At 63.4% G+C, this 23,411-nt stretch carries 16 protein-coding genes; 12 read left to right on the top strand and 4 right to left on the bottom strand.

The genetic code is table 11. The features are described 5' to 3' along the window. The first annotated feature begins 111 nt into the window (after window positions 1-111). Window positions 112-852, top strand: a complete 741-nt coding sequence (gene cysQ / locus NKH35_RS27840; protein ID WP_352917068.1) for a 3'(2'),5'-bisphosphate nucleotidase CysQ — start codon at window positions 112-114, stop codon at window positions 850-852. 1 nt (window position 853) lies between these two features. Here the strand turns inward: cysQ and NKH35_RS27835 are convergent, their stop codons facing one another. The 4 genes from NKH35_RS27835 to NKH35_RS27820 form a co-directional block, all read right to left on the bottom strand. After that, entirely contained in the window at window positions 854-1,996 is a 1,143-nt protein-coding gene (locus NKH35_RS27835) for a DegT/DnrJ/EryC1/StrS family aminotransferase (RefSeq protein WP_352723761.1), read from the bottom strand. Between the two features lie 290 nt (window positions 1,997-2,286). Continuing rightward, window positions 2,287-3,210, bottom strand: coding sequence for a carbohydrate kinase family protein (locus tag NKH35_RS27830; protein WP_352917066.1), 924 nt, complete (start codon window positions 3,208-3,210; stop codon window positions 2,287-2,289). Continuing rightward, window positions 3,207-3,653, bottom strand: coding sequence for an RbsD/FucU family protein (locus tag NKH35_RS27825; RefSeq protein ID WP_023715700.1), 447 nt, complete (start codon window positions 3,651-3,653; stop codon window positions 3,207-3,209). The genes NKH35_RS27830 and NKH35_RS27825 overlap by 4 nt, the downstream gene beginning before the upstream one ends. Next, complete coding sequence (locus NKH35_RS27820) at window positions 3,654-4,880, bottom strand: ROK family transcriptional regulator (RefSeq protein ID WP_023819227.1); 1,227 nt, start codon at window positions 4,878-4,880, stop codon at window positions 3,654-3,656. A 264-nt stretch (window positions 4,881-5,144) separates the two neighbouring features. Here NKH35_RS27820 and NKH35_RS27815 point away from each other — a divergent pair, with 264 nt between their 5' ends. From NKH35_RS27815 to NKH35_RS27765, 11 genes are all read left to right on the top strand, one after another. After that, window positions 5,145-6,122: a sugar ABC transporter substrate-binding protein gene (locus NKH35_RS27815; RefSeq protein ID WP_081725578.1), complete on the top strand. Its 978-nt coding sequence runs from the start codon at window positions 5,145-5,147 to the stop codon at window positions 6,120-6,122. Window positions 6,123-6,272: 150 nt separating this feature from the next. Further along, window positions 6,273-7,334: an ABC transporter permease gene (locus tag NKH35_RS27810; RefSeq protein ID WP_023670725.1), complete on the top strand. Its 1,062-nt coding sequence runs from the start codon at window positions 6,273-6,275 to the stop codon at window positions 7,332-7,334. Then, complete coding sequence (locus NKH35_RS27805) at window positions 7,331-8,113, top strand: ATP-binding cassette domain-containing protein (RefSeq protein ID WP_023670726.1); 783 nt, start codon at window positions 7,331-7,333, stop codon at window positions 8,111-8,113. Before NKH35_RS27810 ends, NKH35_RS27805 begins: the two co-directional genes overlap by 4 nt. Window positions 8,114-8,253: 140 nt before the next feature. Next, on the top strand, window positions 8,254-10,716 hold the full coding sequence (locus tag NKH35_RS27800; protein ID WP_023692757.1) for a glycogen/starch/alpha-glucan phosphorylase: 2,463 nt from the start codon (window positions 8,254-8,256) through the stop codon (window positions 10,714-10,716). Between the two features lie 70 nt (window positions 10,717-10,786). Beyond that, a complete protein-coding gene (gene glgB, locus NKH35_RS27795) occupies window positions 10,787-13,000 on the top strand; it encodes a 1,4-alpha-glucan branching protein GlgB (protein WP_352917065.1) in 2,214 nt (737 codons plus the stop codon). An 83-nt stretch (window positions 13,001-13,083) separates the two neighbouring features. Next, on the top strand, window positions 13,084-14,349 hold the full coding sequence (gene glgC / locus NKH35_RS27790; protein ID WP_023715696.1) for a glucose-1-phosphate adenylyltransferase: 1,266 nt from the start codon (window positions 13,084-13,086) through the stop codon (window positions 14,347-14,349). Between the two features lie 19 nt (window positions 14,350-14,368). Further along, window positions 14,369-15,814: a glycogen synthase GlgA gene (gene glgA / locus NKH35_RS27785; protein ID WP_352917063.1), complete on the top strand. Its 1,446-nt coding sequence runs from the start codon at window positions 14,369-14,371 to the stop codon at window positions 15,812-15,814. Between the two features lie 3 nt (window positions 15,815-15,817). Beyond that, window positions 15,818-17,446 (top strand): alpha-D-glucose phosphate-specific phosphoglucomutase, encoded by a 1,629-nt coding sequence (locus tag NKH35_RS27780; RefSeq protein ID WP_352917062.1) that lies wholly within the window; start codon window positions 15,818-15,820, stop codon window positions 17,444-17,446. A gap of 157 nt (window positions 17,447-17,603) precedes the next feature. Further along, window positions 17,604-19,604 carry a glycogen debranching protein GlgX gene (gene glgX, locus NKH35_RS27775; RefSeq protein WP_352917060.1) on the top strand — a complete coding sequence of 667 codons (2,001 nt, stop codon included), beginning with the start codon at window positions 17,604-17,606 and terminating at the stop codon, window positions 19,602-19,604. Continuing rightward, complete coding sequence (gene bglA, locus NKH35_RS27770) at window positions 19,604-21,253, top strand: beta-galactosidase BglA (protein ID WP_023687202.1); 1,650 nt, start codon at window positions 19,604-19,606, stop codon at window positions 21,251-21,253. The genes glgX and bglA overlap by 1 nt, the downstream gene beginning before the upstream one ends. Before the next feature lie 415 nt (window positions 21,254-21,668). Beyond that, window positions 21,669-23,261, top strand: coding sequence for a peptide ABC transporter substrate-binding protein (locus tag NKH35_RS27765; RefSeq protein ID WP_023670734.1), 1,593 nt, complete (start codon window positions 21,669-21,671; stop codon window positions 23,259-23,261). The last annotated feature ends 150 nt before the right edge of the window (window positions 23,262-23,411 follow it).

Raw genomic sequence — 23,411 nt, 5'->3', positions numbered from 1 at the left:
ATTCGCCGCCCCCAATGCCCCACACAAAATCTCCCCGGCGGGGCGCCCTCCCCCCACGTTGTCGGCGCCGCGGGCCCGCCGCCCGGGCCGCCCCACCCCGGACGCGAGGTGATGCGGGTCTTCAAGGCCGGCTGCGCGGTCGACAGCAAGTCGGACTCCTCGCCGGTCACGGAAGCCGACCGCGAGAGCGAGACGATCATCCTCGCCGGCCTGCGTGCGGCCTATCCCGATATTCCCTGCGTGGCCGAGGAAGAGGTCGCCGAAGGCATTGTGCCGCCCGATCTGGATGGCGCCTTCTTCCTGATCGATCCGCTCGATGGAACGAAGGAATTCGTCAACCGCCGGACCGATTTCACCGTCAACATCGCGCTTGTCCGGCACGGCGTGCCGGAGATCGGCGTCGTCTTCGCACCGTGCAGCGGGCGGTTCTTCTCTGGACGGCCGGGCTGGGCCGAAGCAATCGAGGTCGATGGCGACTTCCGTATCGTCGGCCGCCGGCGGATTTCGGTCAGGAGGGCGGTCACGCCGCTGGCGGTCGTTGCCAGCCGCTCGCACAACACGCCGGAGACCGAAGCCTTCATCAAGGACCTCGGCGCCGCCGAGATCGTCTCGGTCGGCTCATCGCTGAAATTCTGCCTGCTCGCCGCAGCCGAAGCCGACATCTATCCGCGCTTCGGCCGCACCATGGAATGGGACACGGCGGCCGGTGACGCCGTGCTGCGCGCCGCCGGCGGCATGACGCGCACCCTGGACGGCGAGCCGCTCACCTATGGCAAGCGCAAACAGAGCGACGACGAGGATTTCGCCAACCCGCATTTTATTGCGAGCGGGAAGGCGGCGGACGCGGCGTAACTTACGCCGCCGCTACATGCGCCGAGTTCGAGCCAATGTAGTTGCGGATCGTCTCGATGATGCGGTCCTGGTCGGCTTCGCTGAGATAGGGATGCATCGGCAGGCACAGGATGCGCTTCGGCAGTTCCTCCGAAACCGCAAGCCCGGTCGGCGTGCGCGGATAGTCGCGATAGGCGACCTGCTCGTGCAGCGGCTTCACATAATAGATCACCGAAGGGATGCCCTTTTCGCCGAGATGCGCCCTCAACCCGTCGCGCTTCGGCGTCTCGATGGCGTATTGCGCCCAGGCCGAGCGGCCACCGCCCAGATTGCGTGACGTCTTGACGATGTCGCCGAGACCTTCGGCGTAGCGCTTGGCCACCACCTGGCGGGCGACCATCTCGTCTTCGAGGATGGCGAGTTTCTCGATCAGGATCGCCGCCTGGATCGTGTCGAGGCGTGAATTGATGCCGACGCGGACATTGTCATACTGCGTCTCGCCCTTACCGTGGAACGCAAACGAGCGCAGCTGGTCGGCCAGCGCGTCGTCATTGGTGAACATCGCGCCGCCATCGCCGTAGCAGCCCAGCGGCTTGGCCGGATAAAAGCTGGTCGAGCCGACATGGCCGAAGGCGCCGCACATTGTGCCGTCGGCCGAACCGCCGATCGACTGCGCCGCATCCTCGATCACCAGCAGCCCTTCGCGCTTGGCAATCGCCATGATCGCGTCGTAGTCGGCGGCAAGCCCGAACAGATCGACGGGAATGATCGCCTTCGGCTTCAGCCGGCCTTCCTTCTGGATCATGGCGATCGCCGCCTCGAGGCTGGCGATGTCGATGTTGTAGGTCTCGGCGTTGACATCGACGAACACCGGTTCGGCCTTGGCAAGCGCCACCACTTCCGCCGTCGCGGCAAAGGTGAAGCTCGGCACGAACACCGCGTCGCCGGGGCCGATACCGGCGGCAAACAGCGGCAACAGCAGCGCGTCGGTGCCGTTGGCGCAGGCCACGACATGCTTGGTGCCGATATAGGCTGCGAGCTTGTTTTCGAATTCGGTGACTTGCGGCCCTAGGATATAGCGGCCTTCCTCGACGACATTGTCGATCGCGGCCTTCAGCCGGTCGCGGATACGTTCGCGCTGCGCGCCAAGATCGATGAATTGCATGTCGGCCTCAAAACGGTGTGGTGCGGGCCGCCCCAACGACACGCACAGAAACAACAACTTAACCGGGCCGCTGGTACCAGAGTTGGGTCGGTCTAGAAAGCCGGACCGGCCGCGGGACGGGTTGTCTAGGTGTCGCAGCCTGTTACTTCAGGCTTTCCCTGCATTGCCGCAAGATGCCGGAAATCCGGGCTTCGCCACCTATTAATCCGGCTGATCAGTCCGTCTTTCCGGCTCGCGGAAACATAAAGTGATCGGCTGCTTGCAGCGGCTGGCGGCGGACTAAGCGTGGATCAGGCGATTTCGTGCCGCCAGGGCGGGTTGGCGCCGGCCCGCGACACGGTCACCGCCGCCGCTTTGGCGCCGAGGGCCAGCGCCTGACGGATGGCGTCCTCCGAAAGGCCGCCGATCCCGGCCTTGGTGAGCAGGCCTTGCTCGTGCAGCGAGGCCAGAATGCCGGCATTGAAAGTGTCGCCGGCGCCGACCGTGTCGACCACCTCGACTTTCTCAGGCGTCACCGTGACCTTGTGTTCCCTGCTGTAGCCGACGGCACCTTCGCTGCCGTGGGTAACGACGATCAGCTTCGGGCCGCGATCCAGCCAGTTGCGGATGACGTCCTCATGCGAGCCGGCCTCGCCGAACCAGTGCAGATCCTCATCCGATAGCTTCACGATGTCGGCCATCGCCATCATCGAGCGGATGCGCCGGAGGTGCTTGGCTTTGTCGGGGATGAAGTTCGGCCGGATGTTGGGGTCGAGCATCATGACGCGGCGTTCGTGCTCGCGTTTCATGAATTCTTCGTAGGCAGCACCCGCCGGATCCGAAATCAGGCTGATGGCGCCAAACAGCATGGCTTCGATCTCGGCGCCGAGTTCCGGCAGGTCCGCTGTCGTCAGCATGCGCCCGGCGGTGTTTTCGTCATAGAAAGTGTAGGTCGCCTGGCCGTTGGTGAGCCGCACGAAGGCGAGCGTGGTCGGGCGAGGGGAGGTGTGCGCATAGGTGGAGCTGACCTTGCTTGCGCCGAGCGCCTCGCGGAACTGGCCGCCGAACAGATCCGACGACAGGCCGGAAAAGAAGCCGGCGGGCGCGCCGAGGCGGCCAAGCGCGATCGCCGTGTTGAACACCGCGCCGCCGACATAGGGCGCAAAGGCCGGCTCTCCCTGTGTCGTGGTGCGCGGCAGCATGTCGATCAGGGCTTCGCCGCAGCAGAGGATCATGATTTCTTGTTCTCCGGCGGATAGATCACGCCCTTGCGGATGATGATGTTGGCATAGAGCCGGGGTTCGCTGGTGGCGACGATCGCATATGCCGACCGGACGCGTGCATAGAAGTCGGCGCCCGCCAGCGCAACCACCTTGCGGCCCGGCGCGCGCCTGGTGCAGATCGTTTCGATTTCATGGTGGACCGGATCGGCGACCGAGGGATCGCCTTTGACCGAGGCACGAAACAGCGCTTCCGGCACGAAATCATCCACCGGCAGAACGCTCAAAATGGCGTCAAGCACCGGTATGAGGTGAAGACCGTCGGCGCGGATCAGCCGGTTTGCCTGTTCTTCCGCCGGATAGTTGCCGTCGACAAGCGCGATCTCGTCGCCATGGCCCATGGCGCGCAATGTCGCCAGAAGCTCCGGACCGAGCAGCGACGGAATACCGATCAGCATTCAGGTGCTCCGGGAAATGGTGGTCGAACCGATGAGGAAGCGTTCGGACAGCGGCAGGCTGGCGCCGCCCAGCGCCCGGGCATGGATGCCGACGGTGCCTTCGCGCACCACCGGAAGCTTCAGGCCTTCGCCGTCAATGGTGCCGATCGCCTGCCTGACGGCATCGACGAGCCGGCGGCGTACGGCGAGCGGCATCCAGCCATCGATCACCGCGGCCTCGAAATCGATCACCGAGGACGCCGCGACAATGGCGTAGGCAAGCGCCTGCGAGGCGGTGGCAATCCAGTCGTCCAGATCGGCGCCGATCTCGCCCCATTCCTGCGGCGAGGTCCAGAGATAGGAGCCGTCAATGCCGCGTGCGTTAAGCGCCTTTTCCAGCATGGCGATCGAGGCGACGTCGATGAGCTGCGTCGGCTTGCCGTCTGGTCCCGGCACCGGCATCGAACCCAGCGCCCCGGCATTTCCGGTTGGCCCGCCGAACAGCCGGCCGTTGAGCACGATGCCGCCGCCGGCAAAGGCGCCGATATAGAAATAGACGAAGTCGCGCGAGCCGCCGGTCTGGCCGAACACCAGTTCGGCGCCGCAGGCGGAGGTGGCGTCATTCTGCAGATAGACCGGGAATTCGCACTGCGCCTGGATGTCGGCACGGATGTCGCGATGGCGCCATTCGTCCATGATGTCGCGCGGCGCGCCGGCGGTGTCGGCCCAGTTCCACAGTTCGAACGGCATGGCGATGCCGAGCCCGGCAATGCGCTTGTCCTGCGCAGGTGTCAGTTCGGCGCGCATCGTCTTCATGCCTTCGGTGACGAACTCAACCGTCTCGCGCGGCGCCGGATAGCGGTAGGAGTGCTGCAGCATGGAACGCACAGTTCCGAGGAAATCGATCAGCACCAGTTCGGCGCTGCGGCGGCCGATCTTGAGGCCGATGAAGAAGGCGCCTTCGGGGTTCAGCGCCATCGGGATGGAGGGCTGGCCGATCTTGCCGCGCAACGGCGCCTGGCGCAGCAGCAGGCTGTCTTCCTCCAGTTCGCGCATGATGACCGAGACGGTCTGCGCTGAAAGCCCGGTCATGCGCGCAATGTCTGATTTGGCCAAGCTGCCGTGCTGGCGAACCAACGACAGCACCAGCCGCTCATTGTGGTCGCGCATGCCGCTCTGGTTGGTGCCACGGTGGAGACGGCTGGCGGCCGCCTCGGGCGAACCGTGCCTCGCAATGCCGGTCTCCACCCTTGTTCCTTCCCTTGGTTTATTCTTACTGCTTTTGCGGCAGAATGAGTGAACCGCGCAAAGCTGTCAATAATAAATAAGAGTGATTTAATTATTGACAGGCGGCTCCCGCTGGTGTCATTTGAGGGCGCGTCCACACTGGGAGAACTTCAGTGGATGCGCTCGAGATGCCGGTTGGCGGCATCCGCATGGTTCCATGGGAGGAAGATCGTGACCAAAGCTTTATTGAAGTCCACCGTGTTCGCCGCGGCGGGCCTCGGCCTGATGGCGTTTGCTTCGACAGCATCGGCCGCCGGCGTCGGCGCCTGCCTGATCACCAAGACCGACACCAACCCCTTCTTCGTCAAGATGAAGGAGGGCGCGACCGCCAAGGCCAAGGAACTTGGCGTCGACCTCAAGACCTATGCCGGCAAGATCGACGGCGATAGCGAGAGCCAGGTGGCGGCGATCGAAAGCTGCATCGCCGACGGCGCCAAGGGCATCCTGATCACCGCGTCCGACACCAAGGGCATTGTGCCGACGGTGAAGAAGGCGCGTGACGCCGGCCTGCTGGTGATCGCGCTCGATACCCCGCTGGACCCGATCGATGCCGCCGACGCGACCTTCGCGACGGACAATCTGGAAGCCGGCAAGCTGATCGGCGCCTGGGCAGCCGCGACCCTCGGCGACAAGGCCAAGGACGCCAAGATCGGCTTCCTCGACCTGACCCCCTCACAGCCGACCGTGGATGTGCTGCGCGACCAGGGCTTCATGATGGGCTTCGGCATCGACGTGAAGGATCCCAACAAGATCGGCGATGAGGACGATGCCCGCATCGTCGGCCACGACGTCACCAACGGCAATGAAGAAGGCGGCCGCAAGGCGATGGAAAACCTTCTGCAGAAGGACAACTCAATCACCGTCATCCACACCATCAACGAGCCCGCCGCTGTCGGCGCCTACCAGGCGCTCAAGGCGGTCGGGCTCGAAAGCCAGGTGCTGATCGTCTCGGTCGATGGCGGCTGTCCCGGTGTGAAGTCGGTGACCGAAGGCGTCATTGGCGCCACCTCGCAGCAATACCCGCTGCAGATGGCGGCACTCGGCATCGAGGCGATCGCCGCCTTCGCCAAGGACGGCGCCAAGCCTAAGCCGACCGAAGGCAAGAACTTCTTCGACACCGGCGTCAACCTCGTCACCGACAAGCCGGCCAATGGCGTGAAGTCGATCGACACCAAGGAAGGCCTCGCCAAGTGCTGGGGCTGATGGCTGTCTGACAGCCAGCGACAAGCTGACGGCCGGGGGCTTGATCCCCGGCCGCTTCGGGTGGACGATGCGTCACGCGAATAATCCCGGCAGCAGACCGGACAGGCGCGAGCGGGTATCGGCATGGAGCTGAAGCCCAGGGGAGGAAACATGGCTCAAGCACAGGAATTCGAGAAGGTTCTCTCGAGCAGCGACACAAGCGTTGCCGCCTTTGACGAGCACAAATCGGCCGTCAAGCGCATCCAGCATTTCCTGCACTCCACGCCGGCGGCGGTGCCGCTGATTGTGCTGGTCCTGTCGATCGTAATTTTCGGCATCGCCATTGGCGGGCGTTTCTTCTCATCCTATACGCTGACGCTGATCCTGCAGCAGATCGCCATCGTCGGCATCCTCGGTGCCGCGCAGACACTGGTCATCCTGACCGCCGGCATCGACCTGTCGATCGGCGTGATCATGGTGATTTCGGCCGTGATCATGGGCAATTGCGCGGTCAGCTACGGCATGCCGGCCGTGCTCGCAGTGCCCATCGGGCTTGCCGCCGGCGCAGCCTGCGGCCTGCTCAACGGTTTGCTGGTCGCCTACATGAAGCTGCCGCCGTTCATCGTCACGCTCGGCACCTGGAACATCGTCATGGCGACCAACTTCATCTATTCGGCCAACGAGACGATCCGCGATACCGACGTCGACGCCCAGGCGCCGCTGCTGCATCTCTTTGCCCTGAGTTTCAAGATCGGCACGGCGGTGCTGACACTGGGCGTCATCGCCACGGTCGTGCTCGTTTTGATCCTCTGGTACGTGCTCAATCACACCGCCTGGGGCCGCCACGTCTACGCCGTTGGCGATGATCAGGAGGCGGCGAAGCTGTCTGGCATCCAGACCAAGAAGGTGTTGATGACGGTCTACACCCTTGCCGGGTTGATCGCAGCTTTCGCTGCCTGGGTTTCCATCGGCCGCAACGGCTCGATCTCACCGTCAGCCGCCGTCACCGACTACAACCTGCAGGCGATAACTGCGACGGTGATCGGCGGCATTTCACTGTTCGGCGGGCGCGGCTCAATTCTGGGCACGCTTTTCGGCGCGATGATCGTCGGCGTCGTCTCGATGGGCCTCAACATGCTGGGCGCCGATCCGCAATGGAAGGTGCTGCTCACCGGTGTGCTGATCATCGGCGCCGTGGCGATCGACCAATGGATCAGAAAGGTTTCGGCATGACCGTGGAACCCATCCTCACCGCGCGCGGCCTGATCAAGCGCTATGGCCGTGTCACCGCCCTCGACAATGCCGACTTCGACCTCTACCCCGGCGAAATCCTGGCCGTCATCGGAGACAATGGCGCCGGCAAATCATCGCTGATCAAGGCGATTTCCGGCGCCGCCGTGCCCGACGAAGGCGAGATCCGTCTTGAAGGCAAGGCTGTCGCTTTTAAATCGCCCATGGAGGCGCGCGAGGCGGGCATCGAGACGGTCTACCAAAACCTGGCTTTGTCGCCGGCCCTGTCGATCGCCGACAACATGTTCCTCGGCCGCGAGATCCGCAAACCCGGCTTCCTCGGCGACTGGCTTCGTATGCTCGACCGGCCGGCAATGGAAAAGCGCGCCCGCGACAAGCTGACCGAGCTTGGCCTGATGACCATCCAGAACATCAGCCAGGCGGTGGAAACGCTGTCGGGCGGCCAGCGTCAGGGCGTGGCGGTGGCGCGCGCCGCCGCTTTCGGCAGCCGCGTGGTGATCATGGACGAGCCGACCGCGGCACTCGGCGTCAAGGAGAGCCGCCGCGTGCTGGAACTGATCCTCGATGTCAAGAAAAGAGGCCTGCCGATCGTGCTGATCTCGCACAACATGCCGCATGTCTTCGAAGTGGCCGACCGTATCCATATCCATCGGCTGGGACGTCGCCTCTGCGTCATCGATCCCAAGCAATATACCATGTCCGACGCCGTCGCCTTCATGACGGGAGCGAAGGTTCCGCCGGAGGCTGCACTCGCTGCCTGATCCGCTCGACGGATAAATTGCCGCAGGGGAACTGGCGGCATGCTGGTCTAAATCGATTGAACGTATGTTGCGATGCACTAGGATAGGCTGGGACTGAGAGCGAAAGCCGGTATGATCGCAGCACGATCACGAGAGGCAGTATGACGCGAACAATGACAGCCAAAGCCCCCGATCTCGAAATACCCGATCCCAAGACGCTGGCCGACGAAGTCTTGCTGGCTCTCAAATACCGGGTCGGCAAAGGCACGTCCGTTGCTACGCAATATGATTGGCTGACCGCCTCGATCAAGGTCGTGCGCGACCGCATCGTCGATCACTGGATGCAGGCGACGCAGGAGGCCTACGCCCAGCAGGAAAAGCGCGTCTATTACCTGTCGCTCGAATTCCTCATCGGCCGGCTTATGCGCGATGCCTTCTCCAATCTCGGCCTGATGGACAATATGCGAGAAGCGCTCAAGTCGCTGGGCGTCGACCTCGACCTCATCGCCGGGCTCGAACCGGATGCAGCGCTCGGCAATGGCGGTCTTGGCCGGCTCGCCGCCTGCTTCATGGAAAGCATGGCGACCGTCGACATTCCCGCGCATGGCTACGGCATTCGCTACGCCAACGGCATGTTCCGCCAGGAGATCCATGATGGCTGGCAGGTCGAACTGCCCGAAACCTGGCTCGACCACGGCAACCCATGGGAGTTCGAGCGCCGCGAACGCGCCTTCGAGGTCGGCTTCGGCGGCTCGGTGGAATCGATCACCTCCAAGGATGGCCGGCTCGAACGTCACGTCTGGAAGCCGACCGAGCATGTCCAGGCCGTCGCCTACGACACCCCGGTGGTCGGCTGGCGCGCCAACCGCGTCAACACGCTGCGGCTTTGGTCCGGCATGCCGATCGATCCGATCCTGCTCGACAAGTTTAACGCCGGCGACCACATCGGCGCGCTGGCCGAAAGCAACAAGGCCGATGCCTTGTCGCGTGTGCTTTACCCCGCAGATTCCCACAAGGCCGGCCAGGAACTGCGGCTGCGGCAGGAATATTTCTTCTCCACCGCGTCGCTGCAGGACATCGTCCAGCGCCATCTCAGCCAGTATGGCGATCTCGCCTCGCTGCCCGACAAGGCGGCGATCCATCTCAACGACACCCATCCGGCGATCGCCGTGCCGGAGCTGATGCGCCTGCTGATGGACGTCCATGGCATGGATTTCGACCAGGCCTGGGATATTACCAAGCGCACCTTCGGCTACACCAACCACACGCTGCTACCGGAGGCGCTGGAAAGCTGGCCGGTGCCGCTGTTCGAACGGCTTTTGCCGCGCCATATGCAGATCGTCTACGCCATCAATGCGCAGGTTTTGCTTGAGGCCCGCGCCACCAACCAGTTTTCCAATGAGCAGATCAGCCGCATCTCGCTGATCCAGGAAAATGGCGACCGCCGCGTGCGCATGGGTAACCTGGCCTTTGTCGGCTCGCACTCGATCAATGGCGTGTCGGCGTTGCACACCGAGCTGATGAAGGAGACGGTGTTTGCCGATCTCCACAAGCTCTATCCCGATCGCATCAACAACAAGACCAACGGAATCACGCCACGCCGCTGGCTGATCCAGTGCAATCCAGGCCTCACCGCGCTCGCCCGCGCGGCGATCGGGGACCGTTTCCTCGACGACATCGACGCCATCAAGGGGCTCGAAGCCTTTGCCGGTGACGCCGCCTTCCGCGACAAGTTCGCCGCCGTCAAGCGCTCCAACAAGATCAAGCTCGCCAATCTGGTCGCCGACCGGCTCGGCATCAAGCTCGACCCGTCGGCGCTGTTCGACATCCAGGTCAAGCGCATCCACGAATACAAGCGCCAGCTGCTCAACATCCTGGAAGCGATCGCGCTCTACGACCAGATCCGCTCGCATCCCGAACAGGACTGGATGCCGCGCGTCAAATTCTTCGGCGGCAAAGCGGCGCCCAGCTACCACAATGCCAAGCTGATCATCAAACTGGCCAACGACGTTGCCAAGGTCATCAACAGCGACCCGTCGGTGCGCGGCCTGCTGAAAGTGGTGTTCGTGCCGAACTACAATGTCAGCCTGGCCGAGGTGATGATGCCGGCCGCCGACCTGTCCGAGCAGATTTCGACTGCCGGCATGGAGGCGTCGGGCACCGGCAACATGAAGTTCGCGCTGAACGGCGCCTTGACCATAGGCACGCTCGACGGCGCCAATGTCGAGATCAAGGAATGCGTCGGCGACGACAACATCTTCATCTTCGGCCTGAGCACGGCGGAAGTCGCCGAGCGGCGCAGCAATGGCTACAACCCGCGCGCCGTGATCGAGGGCTCCCCTGAATTGGCGCAGGCTGTTGCCGCAGTATCGTCGGGCGTGTTCTCGCCCGACCAGCCGGATCGCTACCGCGAGCTGGTCGACGGTCTCTACAACAGCGACTGGTTCATGGTGGCGGCGGATTTCGACGCCTATGCCGCCGCCCAGCGCGATGTCGACGCCGTCTGGCGCAACAGCCCCGATTGGTACGCGCGCGCTATCCGCAACGTTGCCCGCGTCGGCTGGTTCTCTTCCGATCGCACGATCCGCCAATATGCGAAAGAAATCTGGAACGTGCCCGCCTGATATGATTGCATGAGGCCACGACAATGGGTCTTGTGCACAAGAACTGGTTCCCAGGGAGGGACACCGCCTGATGAAGAAACCGCGCGCGACCGCGACGACGAGCGGGTCGGACGGGCTGGCGTCAGCCGGCGATGTCGCCGCAATTGTTGCAGGCACGCATGGCGATCCTTTTGCAATCCTGGGCGTGCATGATGCCGGCAAGAGCCTGGTTGCCCGCTGCTTCGTCCCCAATGCCGAGTTCGTCACCGCATACACGCTGGCCGGCAAGAACGCCGGCGAACTCACGCGGCGCGACGACGCCGGTTTCTTCGAAGGCAGACTGTCGATCAAGAAGCGTCAGCCGCTGCGCTATCACGCCAAAAATGCCGGCGGCGACTGGTGGCTGACCGATCCCTATTCCTTCGGCCCGGTGCTCGGCCCGATGGACGACTACTATATCGCGCAAGGGTCGCACCTCAGGCTGTTCGACAAGCTCGGCGCCCATCTCCTCGACCATGAAGGCGCGTCGGGCGTCCATTTCGCCGTCTGGGCGCCCAATGCAAGGCGCGTCTCCGTGGTCGGCGACTTCAACGAATGGGACGGCCGCCGGCACACGATGCGCGACCGCCGCGACACCGGCATCTGGGAGCTGTTCATTCCCGATATCGGCGCTGGCCACCCCTATAAATACGAGATCATTGCCCCCGACGGCGTGCGCCTGCCGCTCAAGGCCGATCCGTTCGCCTTCAAGTCTGAACTGCGCCCGGCCACAGCATCGGTAACGGCGGTGCCGCCGGCGCATGAATGGGGCGACGAGGCGCATCGCAATTACTGGCGAAAGGCCGATCCGCGGCGCGAAGCCATATCGATCTACGAGGTCCATGCCGGTTCGTGGCAGCAGCACGATGATGGCAGCTTCCTGTCATGGGACGAACTCGCCAACCAGCTCATCCCCTATGCTGTCGAGACCGGCTTCACCCACATCGAGTTCCTGCCGATCTCCGAACATCCCTATGACCCGTCATGGGGTTATCAGACAACCGGACTTTATGCCCCCTCGGCGCGCTTCGGCGACCCCGACGGCTTCGCCCGTTTCGTCGACGGTGCGCACCGCGCCGGCGTCGGCGTCATCCTCGACTGGGTGCCGGCGCATTTCCCGGTCGACGCGCATGGCCTGGCCAATTTCGACGGCACGGCGCTCTATGAGCATGCCGATCCGCGCAAGGGTTTTCATCCCGACTGGAACACCGCGATCTACAATTTCGGCCGCCGCGAGGTGGTGTCGTTCCTGGTCAACAATGCGCTGTTCTGGGCCGAGAAATACCATGTCGACGGTTTGCGCGTGGATGCGGTGGCCTCGATGCTCTACCTCGATTATTCGCGCAAGGCCGGCGAGTGGATCCCCAACGAGAAGGGCGGCCGCGAAAACCTCGAAGCAGTGTCCTTCCTGCAGAAGATGAACAAGGAGGTCTACGGCCACCATCCCGGCGTGATGACCATCGCCGAGGAATCGACTTCATGGCCGAAGGTCTCGGCGCCGGTGCATGAAGGCGGGCTGGGCTTCGGCTTCAAATGGAACATGGGCTTTATGCACGACACGCTGGAGTATTTCGCCAAGGAGCCGATCTTCCGCAAACATCACCACAATGACCTGACCTTCGGCCTGACCTACGCCTTCTCCGAGAATTTCGTGCTGCCGCTGTCCCATGACGAGGTCGTGCACGGCAAGGGCACGCTGCTCGGCAAGATGGCCGGCGACGACTGGCAGAAGTTCGCGACTTTGCGCGCCTTTTACGCCTTCATGTGGGGGTATCCCGGCAAGAAGCTGTTGTTCATGGGCCAGGAATTCGCCCAGCGCCGCGAGTGGAGCGAGGCGCGTGCGCTCGACTGGAACCTGCTCGACTTCCACCCGCATCGCGGCGTCTGGCAGACGGTGCGCGATCTCAACTATCTGTATCGCTCGCGCCCGGCGCTACATGCGCGCGACTGCGAGCCGGACGGCTTCTCCTGGCTGATCGTCGACGACAAGGAAAACTCGGTCTTCGCCTGGCTGCGCAACGCGCCCGGCGGCAACCCGATCGCCGTCATTTCCAACTTCACGCCAGTGCCGCGCGACAATTATCGCGTGCCATTGCCCAAGGTCGGCAAATGGCGCGAAATCATCAACACCGACGCTTCGGACTACGGTGGTTCGGGCAAGGGCAATGGCGGTGTGGTCGAAGCCAGGGCGGAAGGAGGAGGCATTTCGGCAACGATGCTTTTGCCGCCGCTGTCGACGATCATGCTTGAACTCGTTGCGGACTAGGTCCGTCAACTCGTTACGGATTAGGTCCGTCGACTCGTTGCGGACCGGGCGATGCTCCAGACTGGTAATTTGGGAGGGTAAAGATGGCAGACTTGAAGAGAACCCAGCCGCTGGCGCGCGATGCCATGGCCTATGTGCTGGCCGGCGGCCGCGGCAGCCGGCTCAAGGAATTGACCGACCGCCGCGCCAAGCCGGCTGTCTATTTCGGCGGCAAGACGCGCATCATCGATTTCGCGCTGTCCAATGCGCTGAATTCCGGCATCCGCCGCCTCGGTGTCGCCACCCAGTATAAGGCGCATTCGCTGATCCGCCACCTGCAGCGCGGCTGGAACTTCCTGCGGCCGGAGCGAAACGAAAGCTTCGACATCCTGCCGGCCTCCCAGCGTGTCTCGGAAACCCAGTGGTATGAAGGCACCGCCGACGCCGTCTACCAGAACATCGACATCATCGAGGCCTATGGCCCTGAATATATGGTGATCCTGGCCGGCGACCATATCTACAAGATGGACTACGAGCTGATGCTGCGCCAGCACGTCGATGCCAATGCCGACGTCACTGTCGGTTGCCTGGAAGTGCCGCGCTTGGAAGCGACCGGCTTCGGTGTCATGCATGTCGACGGCAAGGACAACATCATCGCGTTCGTCGAAAAGCCCGCCGACCCGCCCGGCATTCCCGACAAGCCGGAATTCGCGCTGGCTTCGATGGGCATCTATGTCTTCAAGACCAAGTTCCTGATGGAGCAGCTGCGCCGCGATGCCGCCGAGCCGGGTTCAAGCCGCGACTTCGGCAAGGACATCATCCCCTACATCGTACAGCACGGTAAGGCGATCGCGCACCGTTTCGCCAAGTCCTGCGTGCGCTCGACGGCCGAGAACGAAGCCTATTGGCGCGATGTCGGCACGGTCGACGCCTACTGGGAAGCCAATATCGACCTGACCGACATCACTCCCGAACTCGACCTCTACGACCGCGACTGGCCGATCTGGACCTATGCCGAATTGAAGCCGCCGGCAAAGTTCGTGCATGACGAGGATGGCCGGCGCGGTTCGGCCGTCTCCTCGCTGGTCTCAGGCGATTGCATCGTCTCGGGTGCTTCGCTGAAGCGCAGCCTGATCTTCACCGGCGCGCGCATCAACTCCTATTCGACGCTGGAAGAGGTCGTCATGCTGCCCGACGTTCATGTCGGCCGGAACGCAAAGTTGAAGCGCGTCGTCATCGACCACGGTGTAAGGATACCGGAAGGGCTGGTGGTTGGCGAAGACCCTGTTCTCGACGCCAAGCGTTTCCGGGTTTCGGAAAAGGGCATCTGCCTGGTCACGCAGGACATGATCGACAAGCTGAAGCTGTAAGACGGGGTACCATAAACGCATGCAGGTTCTGTCGGTCACGCCCGAGATATTCCCGCTGATCAAGACCGGCGGACTTGCCGACGTGACCGGCGCATTGCCGATCGCGCTGGCCGCCAAGGGCGTGACCATGCGCACGCTCATCCCCGGCTTTCCCCAGGTGATGGACGCCTTCAAGAAAAAGAAGGCTGTCTATCAATACCCGCTGCTGCAGGGCGGCAAGGCTTCGGTCCATGCCGTCAAGATCGCCGGGCTCGACCTGTTCGTGCTCGACGCGCCGCATCTCTACGACCGTCCCGGCGGCCCTTACGGCAATGCGGCCGGCGCCGATTGGCCCGACAATTGGCGGCGTTTTGCTGCGCTGAGCCAGGTCGGTGGCGATATCGCCGGCGGCGCCATTTCCGGCTACCAGCCGGATCTCGTCCACGCCCATGACTGGCAGTCGGCGATGACGCTGGCCTATATGCGCTACGGCAAGGCGGTCGGCGTGCCGTCGCTGATCACGGTTCACAACCTTGCCTTCCAGGGTCAGTTCGGCGCCGGCATTTTTGGCGAGCTCGGCTTGCCGGCCGCGGCGATGGCGCTCGACGGCGTAGAATACTATGGCGGCGTCGGCTTCCTCAAGGCCGGCCTGCAGGCGGCCTGGGCGATCACCACGGTGAGCCCCACCTATGCCCAGGAAATCCGCTCGCCGGAATTCGGCATGGGCCTCGACGGCCTGATCAACATGCGCTCTTCCGACCTCTACGGCATCGTTAACGGCATCGACACCGACATCTGGAACCCGGAGACCGACAAGCATCTGGTGTCGGCCTACTCCGCCGCGACGCTCAAGGCTCGGCTTCCCAACCGGGCGGTTGTCGAGGACCGTTTCAGCCTCGAGCGCGACGACAGTCCGATCGTCTGCGTCGTCAGCCGGCTGACCTGGCAGAAGGGCATGGACATACTGGCGGCTGTGGTCGACGGCGTCGTCGCCACCGGCGCGCGGCTGGCGATCCTCGGCTCAGGCGACGCCGGCCTGGAAGGCGCGCTGCTGGCTGCCACCGCCCGCCATCGCGGCCGTGTCGGCGTCGTCGTCGGCTATGACGAGGGGCTTGCCCACACCATGCAGGGCGGCTGCGACGCCATCGTCATCCCGTCGCGCTTCGAGCCTTGCGGGCTGACCCAGCTTTACGGCCTACGCTATGGCTGCGTGCCGGTCGTCGCCCGCACCGGCGGCCTTGCCGACACCATCATCGACGCCAATGAAGCAGCGATCTCGGCCGGTGTCGCCACCGGCTTCCAGTTCGCGCCCAATAGTGGCGGCGCCATGCTGCACGCCATCCGCCGGCTGGTCGATGCGCATTCGAGCCCGGCCGTCTGGGAACAGATCCAGCGCCAGGGCATGAAGGCCGATGTCTCCTGGGACAAGAGCGCCGACAAATACGTTGAACTCTACCGCCTGCTGCTTTCGAAAAGGGTTGCCTGAAGCATGATCCGGACCGTCGCCACCAAACCCTATCTCGACCAGAAACCCGGCACGTCCGGCCTGCGCAAGAAGGTGCCTGTCTTTCAGCAGGAGCACTATGCCGAGAACTTCATCCAGTCGATCTTCGACGCGCTGGAGGGCTTTGAGCGCAAGACGCTGGTGATCGGCGGCGACGGCCGCTTCTACAACCGCGAGGTCATCCAGAAGGCCATCGCCATGGCGGCGGCCAACGGCTTCGGCAAGGTGATGGTCGGGCAGGGCGGCATATTGTCGACGCCGGCGGCGTCGCATGTCATCCGCAAATACAAGACCTTCGGCGGCATCATCCTGTCGGCCAGTCACAATCCGGGCGGCCCGCACGAGGATTTCGGCATCAAGTACAATGCCGGCAATGGCGGCCCGGCGCCGGAAAAGCTGACCGACGCGATCTTCGAAAAGACCAAGACGATTTCGAGCTTCAAGACCGCCGACATCGACCAGATCGACATCGATAAGATCGGCACGGTGACCGCCGGCGGCATGGCGGTCGAGATTATCGACCCGGTCACCGACTATGCCGAATTGATGGAGAGCCTGTTCGACTTCGACGCCATCCGCGCCAATTTCAAATACGGCTTCCGCATGCGCTTCGACGCCATGCATGCGGTCACCGGCCCGTATGCCAAGGAAATCCTCGAGCGCCGGCTCGGCGCGGAGAATGGCACCTGCCGCAACTACAAGCCGCTGCCGGATTTTGGCGGCCATCACCCGGATCCGAACCTGGTCCACGCCAAGCATCTCTATGACGAGATGATGGGACCGGATGCGCCCGATTTCGGCGCCGCTTCCGACGGCGACGGTGACCGCAATCTCATCATCGGCAAGGGCATTTTCGTCACCCCGTCGGATTCGGTGGCCATGCTTGCCGCCAATGCGCAATTGGCGCCGGGCTACAAGGACGGCCTCAAAGGCATCGCCCGCTCGATGCCGACCAGCGGCGCTGCCGACCGCGTCGCCGAACAGCTCGGCATCGGCATCTACGAAACGCCGACCGGTTGGAAGTTCTTCGGCAATCTGCTCGATGCCGGCATGGCAACGATCTGCGGCGAGGAAAGCGCCGGCACCGGCTCGAACCATGTCCGTGAAAAGGACGGGCTGTGGGCGGTGCTGTTGTGGCTGAACATCCTGGCCGTGCGCGGCGAAAGCTGCAAGGACGTCGTCACCGAACATTGGGCGACCTACGGCCGCAATTACTATTCACGTCATGACTATGAGGAGGTCGAAACCGAGCGCGCCAACGCCCTGGTCGACGAGTTGCGCGCCAAGCTGACCTCGCTGCCCGGCACCAGCGTGCGCGGCCTGAAGATCGCCAATGCCGACGACTTCGCCTATCACGATCCGGTCGACGGTTCGGTGAGCAAGAACCAGGGCATCCGCATCCTGTTCGAAGGCGGCTCGCGTGTCGTGTTTCGTTTGTCCGGCACCGGCACGTCGGGTGCTACGCTGCGCGTATACATCGAGCGCTACGAGCCGGACAGAGCGCGGCATGATCTCGACACGCAAGAGGCGCTCGCCGACCTGATCGCGGCTGCCGATGATATCGCCGGGATCAAGAGCCACACCGGGCGCAACAAGCCGAGCGTGATTACTTGAGGGTGGTGACGTCTTTACCCTCGCCCTTGTGGGGAGGGTCGATCCGCGCAGCGGATCGGGTTGGGGGTGCTCGTAAAGCGCTTTCCCCGCGCCGACCCCCACCCCGCTCACTTCGTTCGCGACCCTCCCCACAAGGGGGAGGGTGGAGGATGCGCCGATGACCCAGCTCGGCGCAACGGTCACTCCCGAAGGCATCCGCTTCGCCGCCTGGTCGTCGTCCGCGCGGCGCCTGTGGGTGTCGATCTTCGACGACACCGGCGCCCGTGAAATCGACCGGCTCGAACTTCAGCCGGAAGGCGAGAGCGTCCATGCGCTGTTCGTCGCCGGCCTTGCCGCGGGTACGCGCTACGGCTTTCGCGCCGACGGCGAATATGCGCCGGAGCGCGGGCTGTGGTTCGATCCCGACAAGCTGCTCACTGATCCCTACGCTGTCGAGATAGACCGGCCCTACCAGCATCATTGGCGGCTTGCCGCCCGGCGCAACGAAGGCACCGATACCGCGCCGCTGATGCCGAAGACCGTCGCCCGCGCGCTACCCAAGCCGCTGCCGGCCAAGGCGCCTTTGTTCCAGCCGGGCGGTCTGATCTACGAACTCAATGTCCGTTCCTTCACCAGACTGCATCCGGACGTGCCCCAAGCGCAGCGCGGCACCATTGCGGCACTTGCGCATCCGGCCATCCTCGAACACCTCAGAAAGATCGGCGTCTCCGCCGTTGAGCTGATGCCCGTGACGGCATGGATCGATGAGCGCCATCTACCGCCGCTCGGCCTCAGCAACGCATGGGGCTACAACCCAGTCACCTTCATGGCGCTCGATCCGCGGCTGGCGCCGGGCGGCCTCGCCGAATTGCGCGATACGGCGGGGGTGCTGCGCAAGGCTGGCATTGGCACCATCCTCGATCTCGTCTTCAATCATACCGGCGAAAGTGACCGGCTCGGGCCGACGCTGTCGCTGCGCGGCCTCGACAATCAAGCCTACTACCGCAGCGAGCCGGACGGCAGGTTGGCCAACGATACCGGCACCGGCAATACCATTGCCTGCGACCATCCGGTCGTTCGCGACATGGTACTCGACACGCTGCGCCATTTCGTCCGCCAAGCCGGCGTGGACGGTTTCCGCTTCGACCTGACGCCGGTCCTCGGCCGCGTCGCTGGCGTATTCGATCCGGCGGCTCCGTTGCTAGAGACCATCGCAACCGATCCCATTCTTGCCGACAGGGTGCTGATTGCCGAGCCGTGGGACATCGGCCCGAATGGCTATCAGCTCGGCAATTTCCGGCCGCCTTACCTCGAATGGAACGACCGCTACCGCGACGACGTCAGGCGCTTCTGGCGCGGCGATGCCGGCGCGGTCGGTGCGCTGGCGACAAGGCTCGCCGGCTCCTCCGATGTGTTCGGCAGGGAGGGCCAATCCGCCAGCCGCACGGTCAACTTCATCGCCGCGCACGATGGCATGACGCTGGCTGATATCGTCGCTTATGAAGCCAAGCACAACCAGGCCAATGGCGAGAAGAACCGCGACGGCCACAATGAGAACCTGTCCTGGAACAATGGCGTCGAGGGCGAGACCTCCGACAAGGCGATTGCCGAGGCCCGTTCCGGTGATAGGCGCGCACTGCTTGCCACCTTGTTTGCCTCGCGAGGGACGATCATGCTGACGGCGGGTGACGAATTCGGCCGCACGCAACAGGGCAACAACAACGCCTATGCGCAGGACAATGCTATCACCTGGCTCGACTGGGCCGGGCGCGACGGCGCGCTGGAAGCCCATGTGTCGGCGCTCGCAGCTCTGCGCCGCGCGGTGCTGGCGCTTTCCGATACGCGCTTCCTGACCGGAGAGCCGCCGGCCGGTTCTGATGTGCCCGACGTCGCCTGGCTGACCGAGACCGGCGCGCCGCTCGGCGAAGCCGACTGGAACGATGGCTCGCGCCATCGCCTCGTCATGCTGCTCGGCGACGGCGGGGAGGGCCGCCTGGCTGTGATCGTCAATGGCGATCGCCGCCAATGCGTCTTCACGCTGCCCGCGCGGCAAGGGTTTGAATGGCAGCCGGCTGTTGAAGCGCAAGCGGTCGACCTCGCGTGGCCGCTGCCCGGCCGCAGTGTCAGTTTCATGATCGAGCGCCGGACCGCAAAGGCCCGCGCCAGGAAGGGTCCGTGATGGCCGACGACAATGCCCAGCCGGGACCCGAACAGAGCGCCGACTGGTGGCGCGGCTGCGTCATCTACCAGATCTATCCTCGCTCCTTCCAGGACACCACCGGCGACGGCAGCGGCGACCTCTCAGGCATCACCTCACGGCTGGCGCACGTCGCCTCGCTCGGCGTCGACGCCGTCTGGCTGTCGCCCTTCTTCAAATCGCCAATGGCCGATATGGGCTACGACGTCTCCGACTATCAGGCGGTCGATCCGATGTTCGGCACGCTCGACGACTTTGACGCGCTGGTTGCCGAGGCGCACAGGCTCGGCCTGAAGGTGATCATCGATCAGGTGTTGTCGCACTCCTCCGACAAGCACGAATGGTTTGTAGAGAGCCGTGCCAGCAAGGATAATCCCAAGGCTGACTGGTATGTCTGGGCCGACACCAGGCCGGACGGCAACGCGCCCAACAACTGGCTGTCGGTCTTCGGCGGCCCGGCCTGGGAGTGGGACGCGACCCGCCGGCAATACTACATGCACAATTTCCTCGCCTCGCAGCCGGACCTCAACTTCCACAATCCTGAGGTTCAAGACGCGTTGTTGCAGACGGTGCGGTTCTGGCTCGAGCGCGGCGTCGACGGCTTCCGCCTGGATACGGTCAACTACTATGTCCACGACCGCTGGCTGCGCAGCAACCCGCCGCTGGCGTCGAGCGTCGCCGGCACCAACGGCGAAACCAACACCTATCTCTTCCAGGAGCACCTGTTCGACAAGACGCAACCGGAAAACCTCGATTTCCTCAGGCGCTTCCGCGCTTTGCTCGACGAATATGACGGCCGCGCCAGTGTCGGCGAGGTCGGCGACGAAGGCCGCTCGCTGCAGACGCTGGCCGCCTACACATCCGGCGGCGACAAGCTCAACATGTGCTACACCTTCGACCTGCTCGGCCCGCAATTCTCAGCCGCCCATGTGCGCGGCTGCGTCGAGGCCTTCGAGGCAGCTGTCGCCGACGGCTGGGTCTGCTGGGCGTTCTCCAACCACGATGTCGTGCGCCATGTCAGCCGCTGGACGCGGCCGGGCGGCGATCCAGATGCGGTGGCGACATTCGCTATCGCTTTGCTCTCCTGCCTGCGGGGCTCGATCTGTCTCTACCAAGGCGAAGAGCTTGGGCTGGAGGAGGCGGAACTGACCTTCGAGGATCTGCGCGATCCCGTCGGCATCCGTTTCTGGCCGGGGGTAAAGGGCAGGGACGGCTGCCGCACACCGATGGTCTGGGAAGCGGGCGCCGACAATGCCGGGTTTTCCTCGGGAAAACCCTGGCTGCCGGTGCCGGAAAGCCACCGCGCTCGGGCGGTCGATATCCAGAACGCCGACGACAAGTCCGTGCTCGCCGGCTACCGGACGATGCTCGCCTTGCGCAAGGCGCATCTGGCGCTGGTCAAAGGCCCGATCCGCTTTCTCGATACCGACGGCGATTTCCTTGCCTTCATCCGGCAGGGCGAGGACGAGATATTGCTCTGCGTCTTCAATTTCGCCGACAAGCCGGCCGACTGGCGACTGCCGCCGGATCTCCAGCTTGTCGAGGCGATCGCCCTGGGTGGCGGTGCCGTCCTGCAGGAGGAGGGGCTGTTGCTGCCGGCCCTGGGTTGGTTTGTCGGCAAGGTAGGCTGATCTTTCAGGGACGCCGTCCGGCTTCAAAAAAGATCATGATCCGCGCAACCGGCGCCACGTTTTCCATTCGGGCTTCTTAGGTACTTTCGTTGAGCTTGGGCACGAACTGCATTCCTGGAATGTTTCCAGATGGTTGCGCTAATGACAACTGCTGAGGGCAAAACTCATACAGGACAACCACAAGCTGCACCCAATTGGACCTTGTAATATAGATTAGCTATGGCTGGTTTAAGGTGAGGATGCTCACTTAGCGTCAAGCAAGACTCGGTTGAAATAATATTTCCGTCTGTCTAGTCTCCTGCCACCAGCTGCCGGAACGGGAACCGGCGGCGCGCTCGAAGGGGCCAGAAATCGGTTCCGGGGCGTCAACACTCGTAAGGCGCAGCCGATGGGCAGCGCCACAGGGAGAGACTTCATGCTGAAAAATATGCTGAAGGCGACGCTTGTCGCCGCGACCATGACCTTTGCCGCAGGCACGTTCCTGACGCCGGCCCTTGCCGAGACCGTCTATAATAGAGGCAGCGCCGCCGAAGCGGAGACGGTCGATCCGCACAAGACCTCGACCGTCTACGAAGCCGATATCATACGCGACCTGTTCCAGGGACTGGTCATGCACGATCAGAAGACGAACCTCATCCCGGGCGCCGCCGAAAGCTGGACGGTATCTGATGACGGCACCGTCTACACCTTCAAGCTGCGCAAGGACGGCTTGTGGTCGGATGGCAGCCCGGTGACGGCGGACGACTTCGTTTATTCCTTCCGTAGGCTGGAGGATCCGGCGACCGCCGCCGAATACGCTTCCATGCTCTATCCCGTGAAGAACGCCGAGGAAGTCAACACCAAGAAAGGCAAGCCCGAGGACATGGGAGTCAAGGCGATCGACGCCAACACCCTGGAAGTGACGCTGAAGGCGCCGACGCCATACTTCCTGGAGATGCTGACCCACCAGGCTACCTACCCGGTCAACAAGGCCTCGATCGACAAGCTCGGCGCCGACTGGATCAAGGCGGGCAATCTCGTTTCGAACGGCGCCTATACATTGGCCGAGTGGATTCCCAACGACCACATGAAGCTGGTCAAGAATCCGAAATTCTGGGATGCCGCGACCGTCAAGATGGACGTCGTCAACTACATCCCGACCGAAGACCGCTCTTCGGCGATGAAGCGCTTCGAGGCAGGCGAACTCGACAGCTACGGCGACCTGCCGACCGAACAGCTCGCTGACCTCAAGACCAAGTTCGGCGATCAGGTCCGCGTCGGACCGTATCTCGGCACCTATTATTACGCGATCAAGACCGACAAGGCGCCCTGGGACAATGTCGAGCTGCGCAACGCCATCTCGATGGCTATCGACCGCGACTTCCTGGCCGAAAAGGTCTGGCAGAATTCCATGCTGCCTGGCTATTCGATGGTGCCTCCGGGCATCGCCGGCTACACGCCGGCAATGGCCAAATACGCCGACATGCCGCAGATCGACCGCGAGGACGCCGCCAAGAAGATCCTTGAGAAACTCGGCTATACGCCCGAGCATCCGCTGAAGATGGAGATCCGCTACAACACCTCGGAAAACCACAAGAACACCGCGGTTGCCATCCAGGAACAGTTGAAGCCGCTTGGCGTCGAGATCACGCTGCTCAACACCGATACCAAGACCCACTATTCCTTCCTCGAGCAGAAGGGCAACTACGACGTGGCGCGTGCCGCCTGGATCGCCGACTACAAGGATCCCGAGACCTTCCTCGGCATCACCCGCAAGGCCAGCGGCAACAACTATTCGAACTACGTCAGCCCGGCATATGAGGCGGCCATGGACAAGGCCGCGGCTGCCGGCGGCAAGCCGGAAGAGCGCATGAAGGACCTCACTGAGGCCGAGCGCATCCTTGTCGATGACGTCGGCAACATTCCGCTTCTCTACTACAGCTTCCACGATATCGTTTCCTCGAAGCTGCATGGCTTCGATGACAATGTGATGGACATCCATCCGTCCCGCTTCGTCTCCAAGGACTGATAATCATCCTTGACTGGACCGCCGCGCCCCCATTTTGGGGGGCGGGCCGGTGGGGGGTCTGGACCGGGAGGATATAGGGGGGGATTTTTAGCGGGGGGCTCGTTACCAAAAGTCGCCGACGGCGCACGAAAGCCGGGGGATAGCCGTGGG

The organism is Mesorhizobium sp. M1143 (assembly GCF_040318435.1).
GTDB lineage: Bacteria > Pseudomonadota > Alphaproteobacteria > Rhizobiales > Rhizobiaceae > Mesorhizobium.
This window is presented reverse-complemented; position numbering and strand designations above follow the sequence as displayed.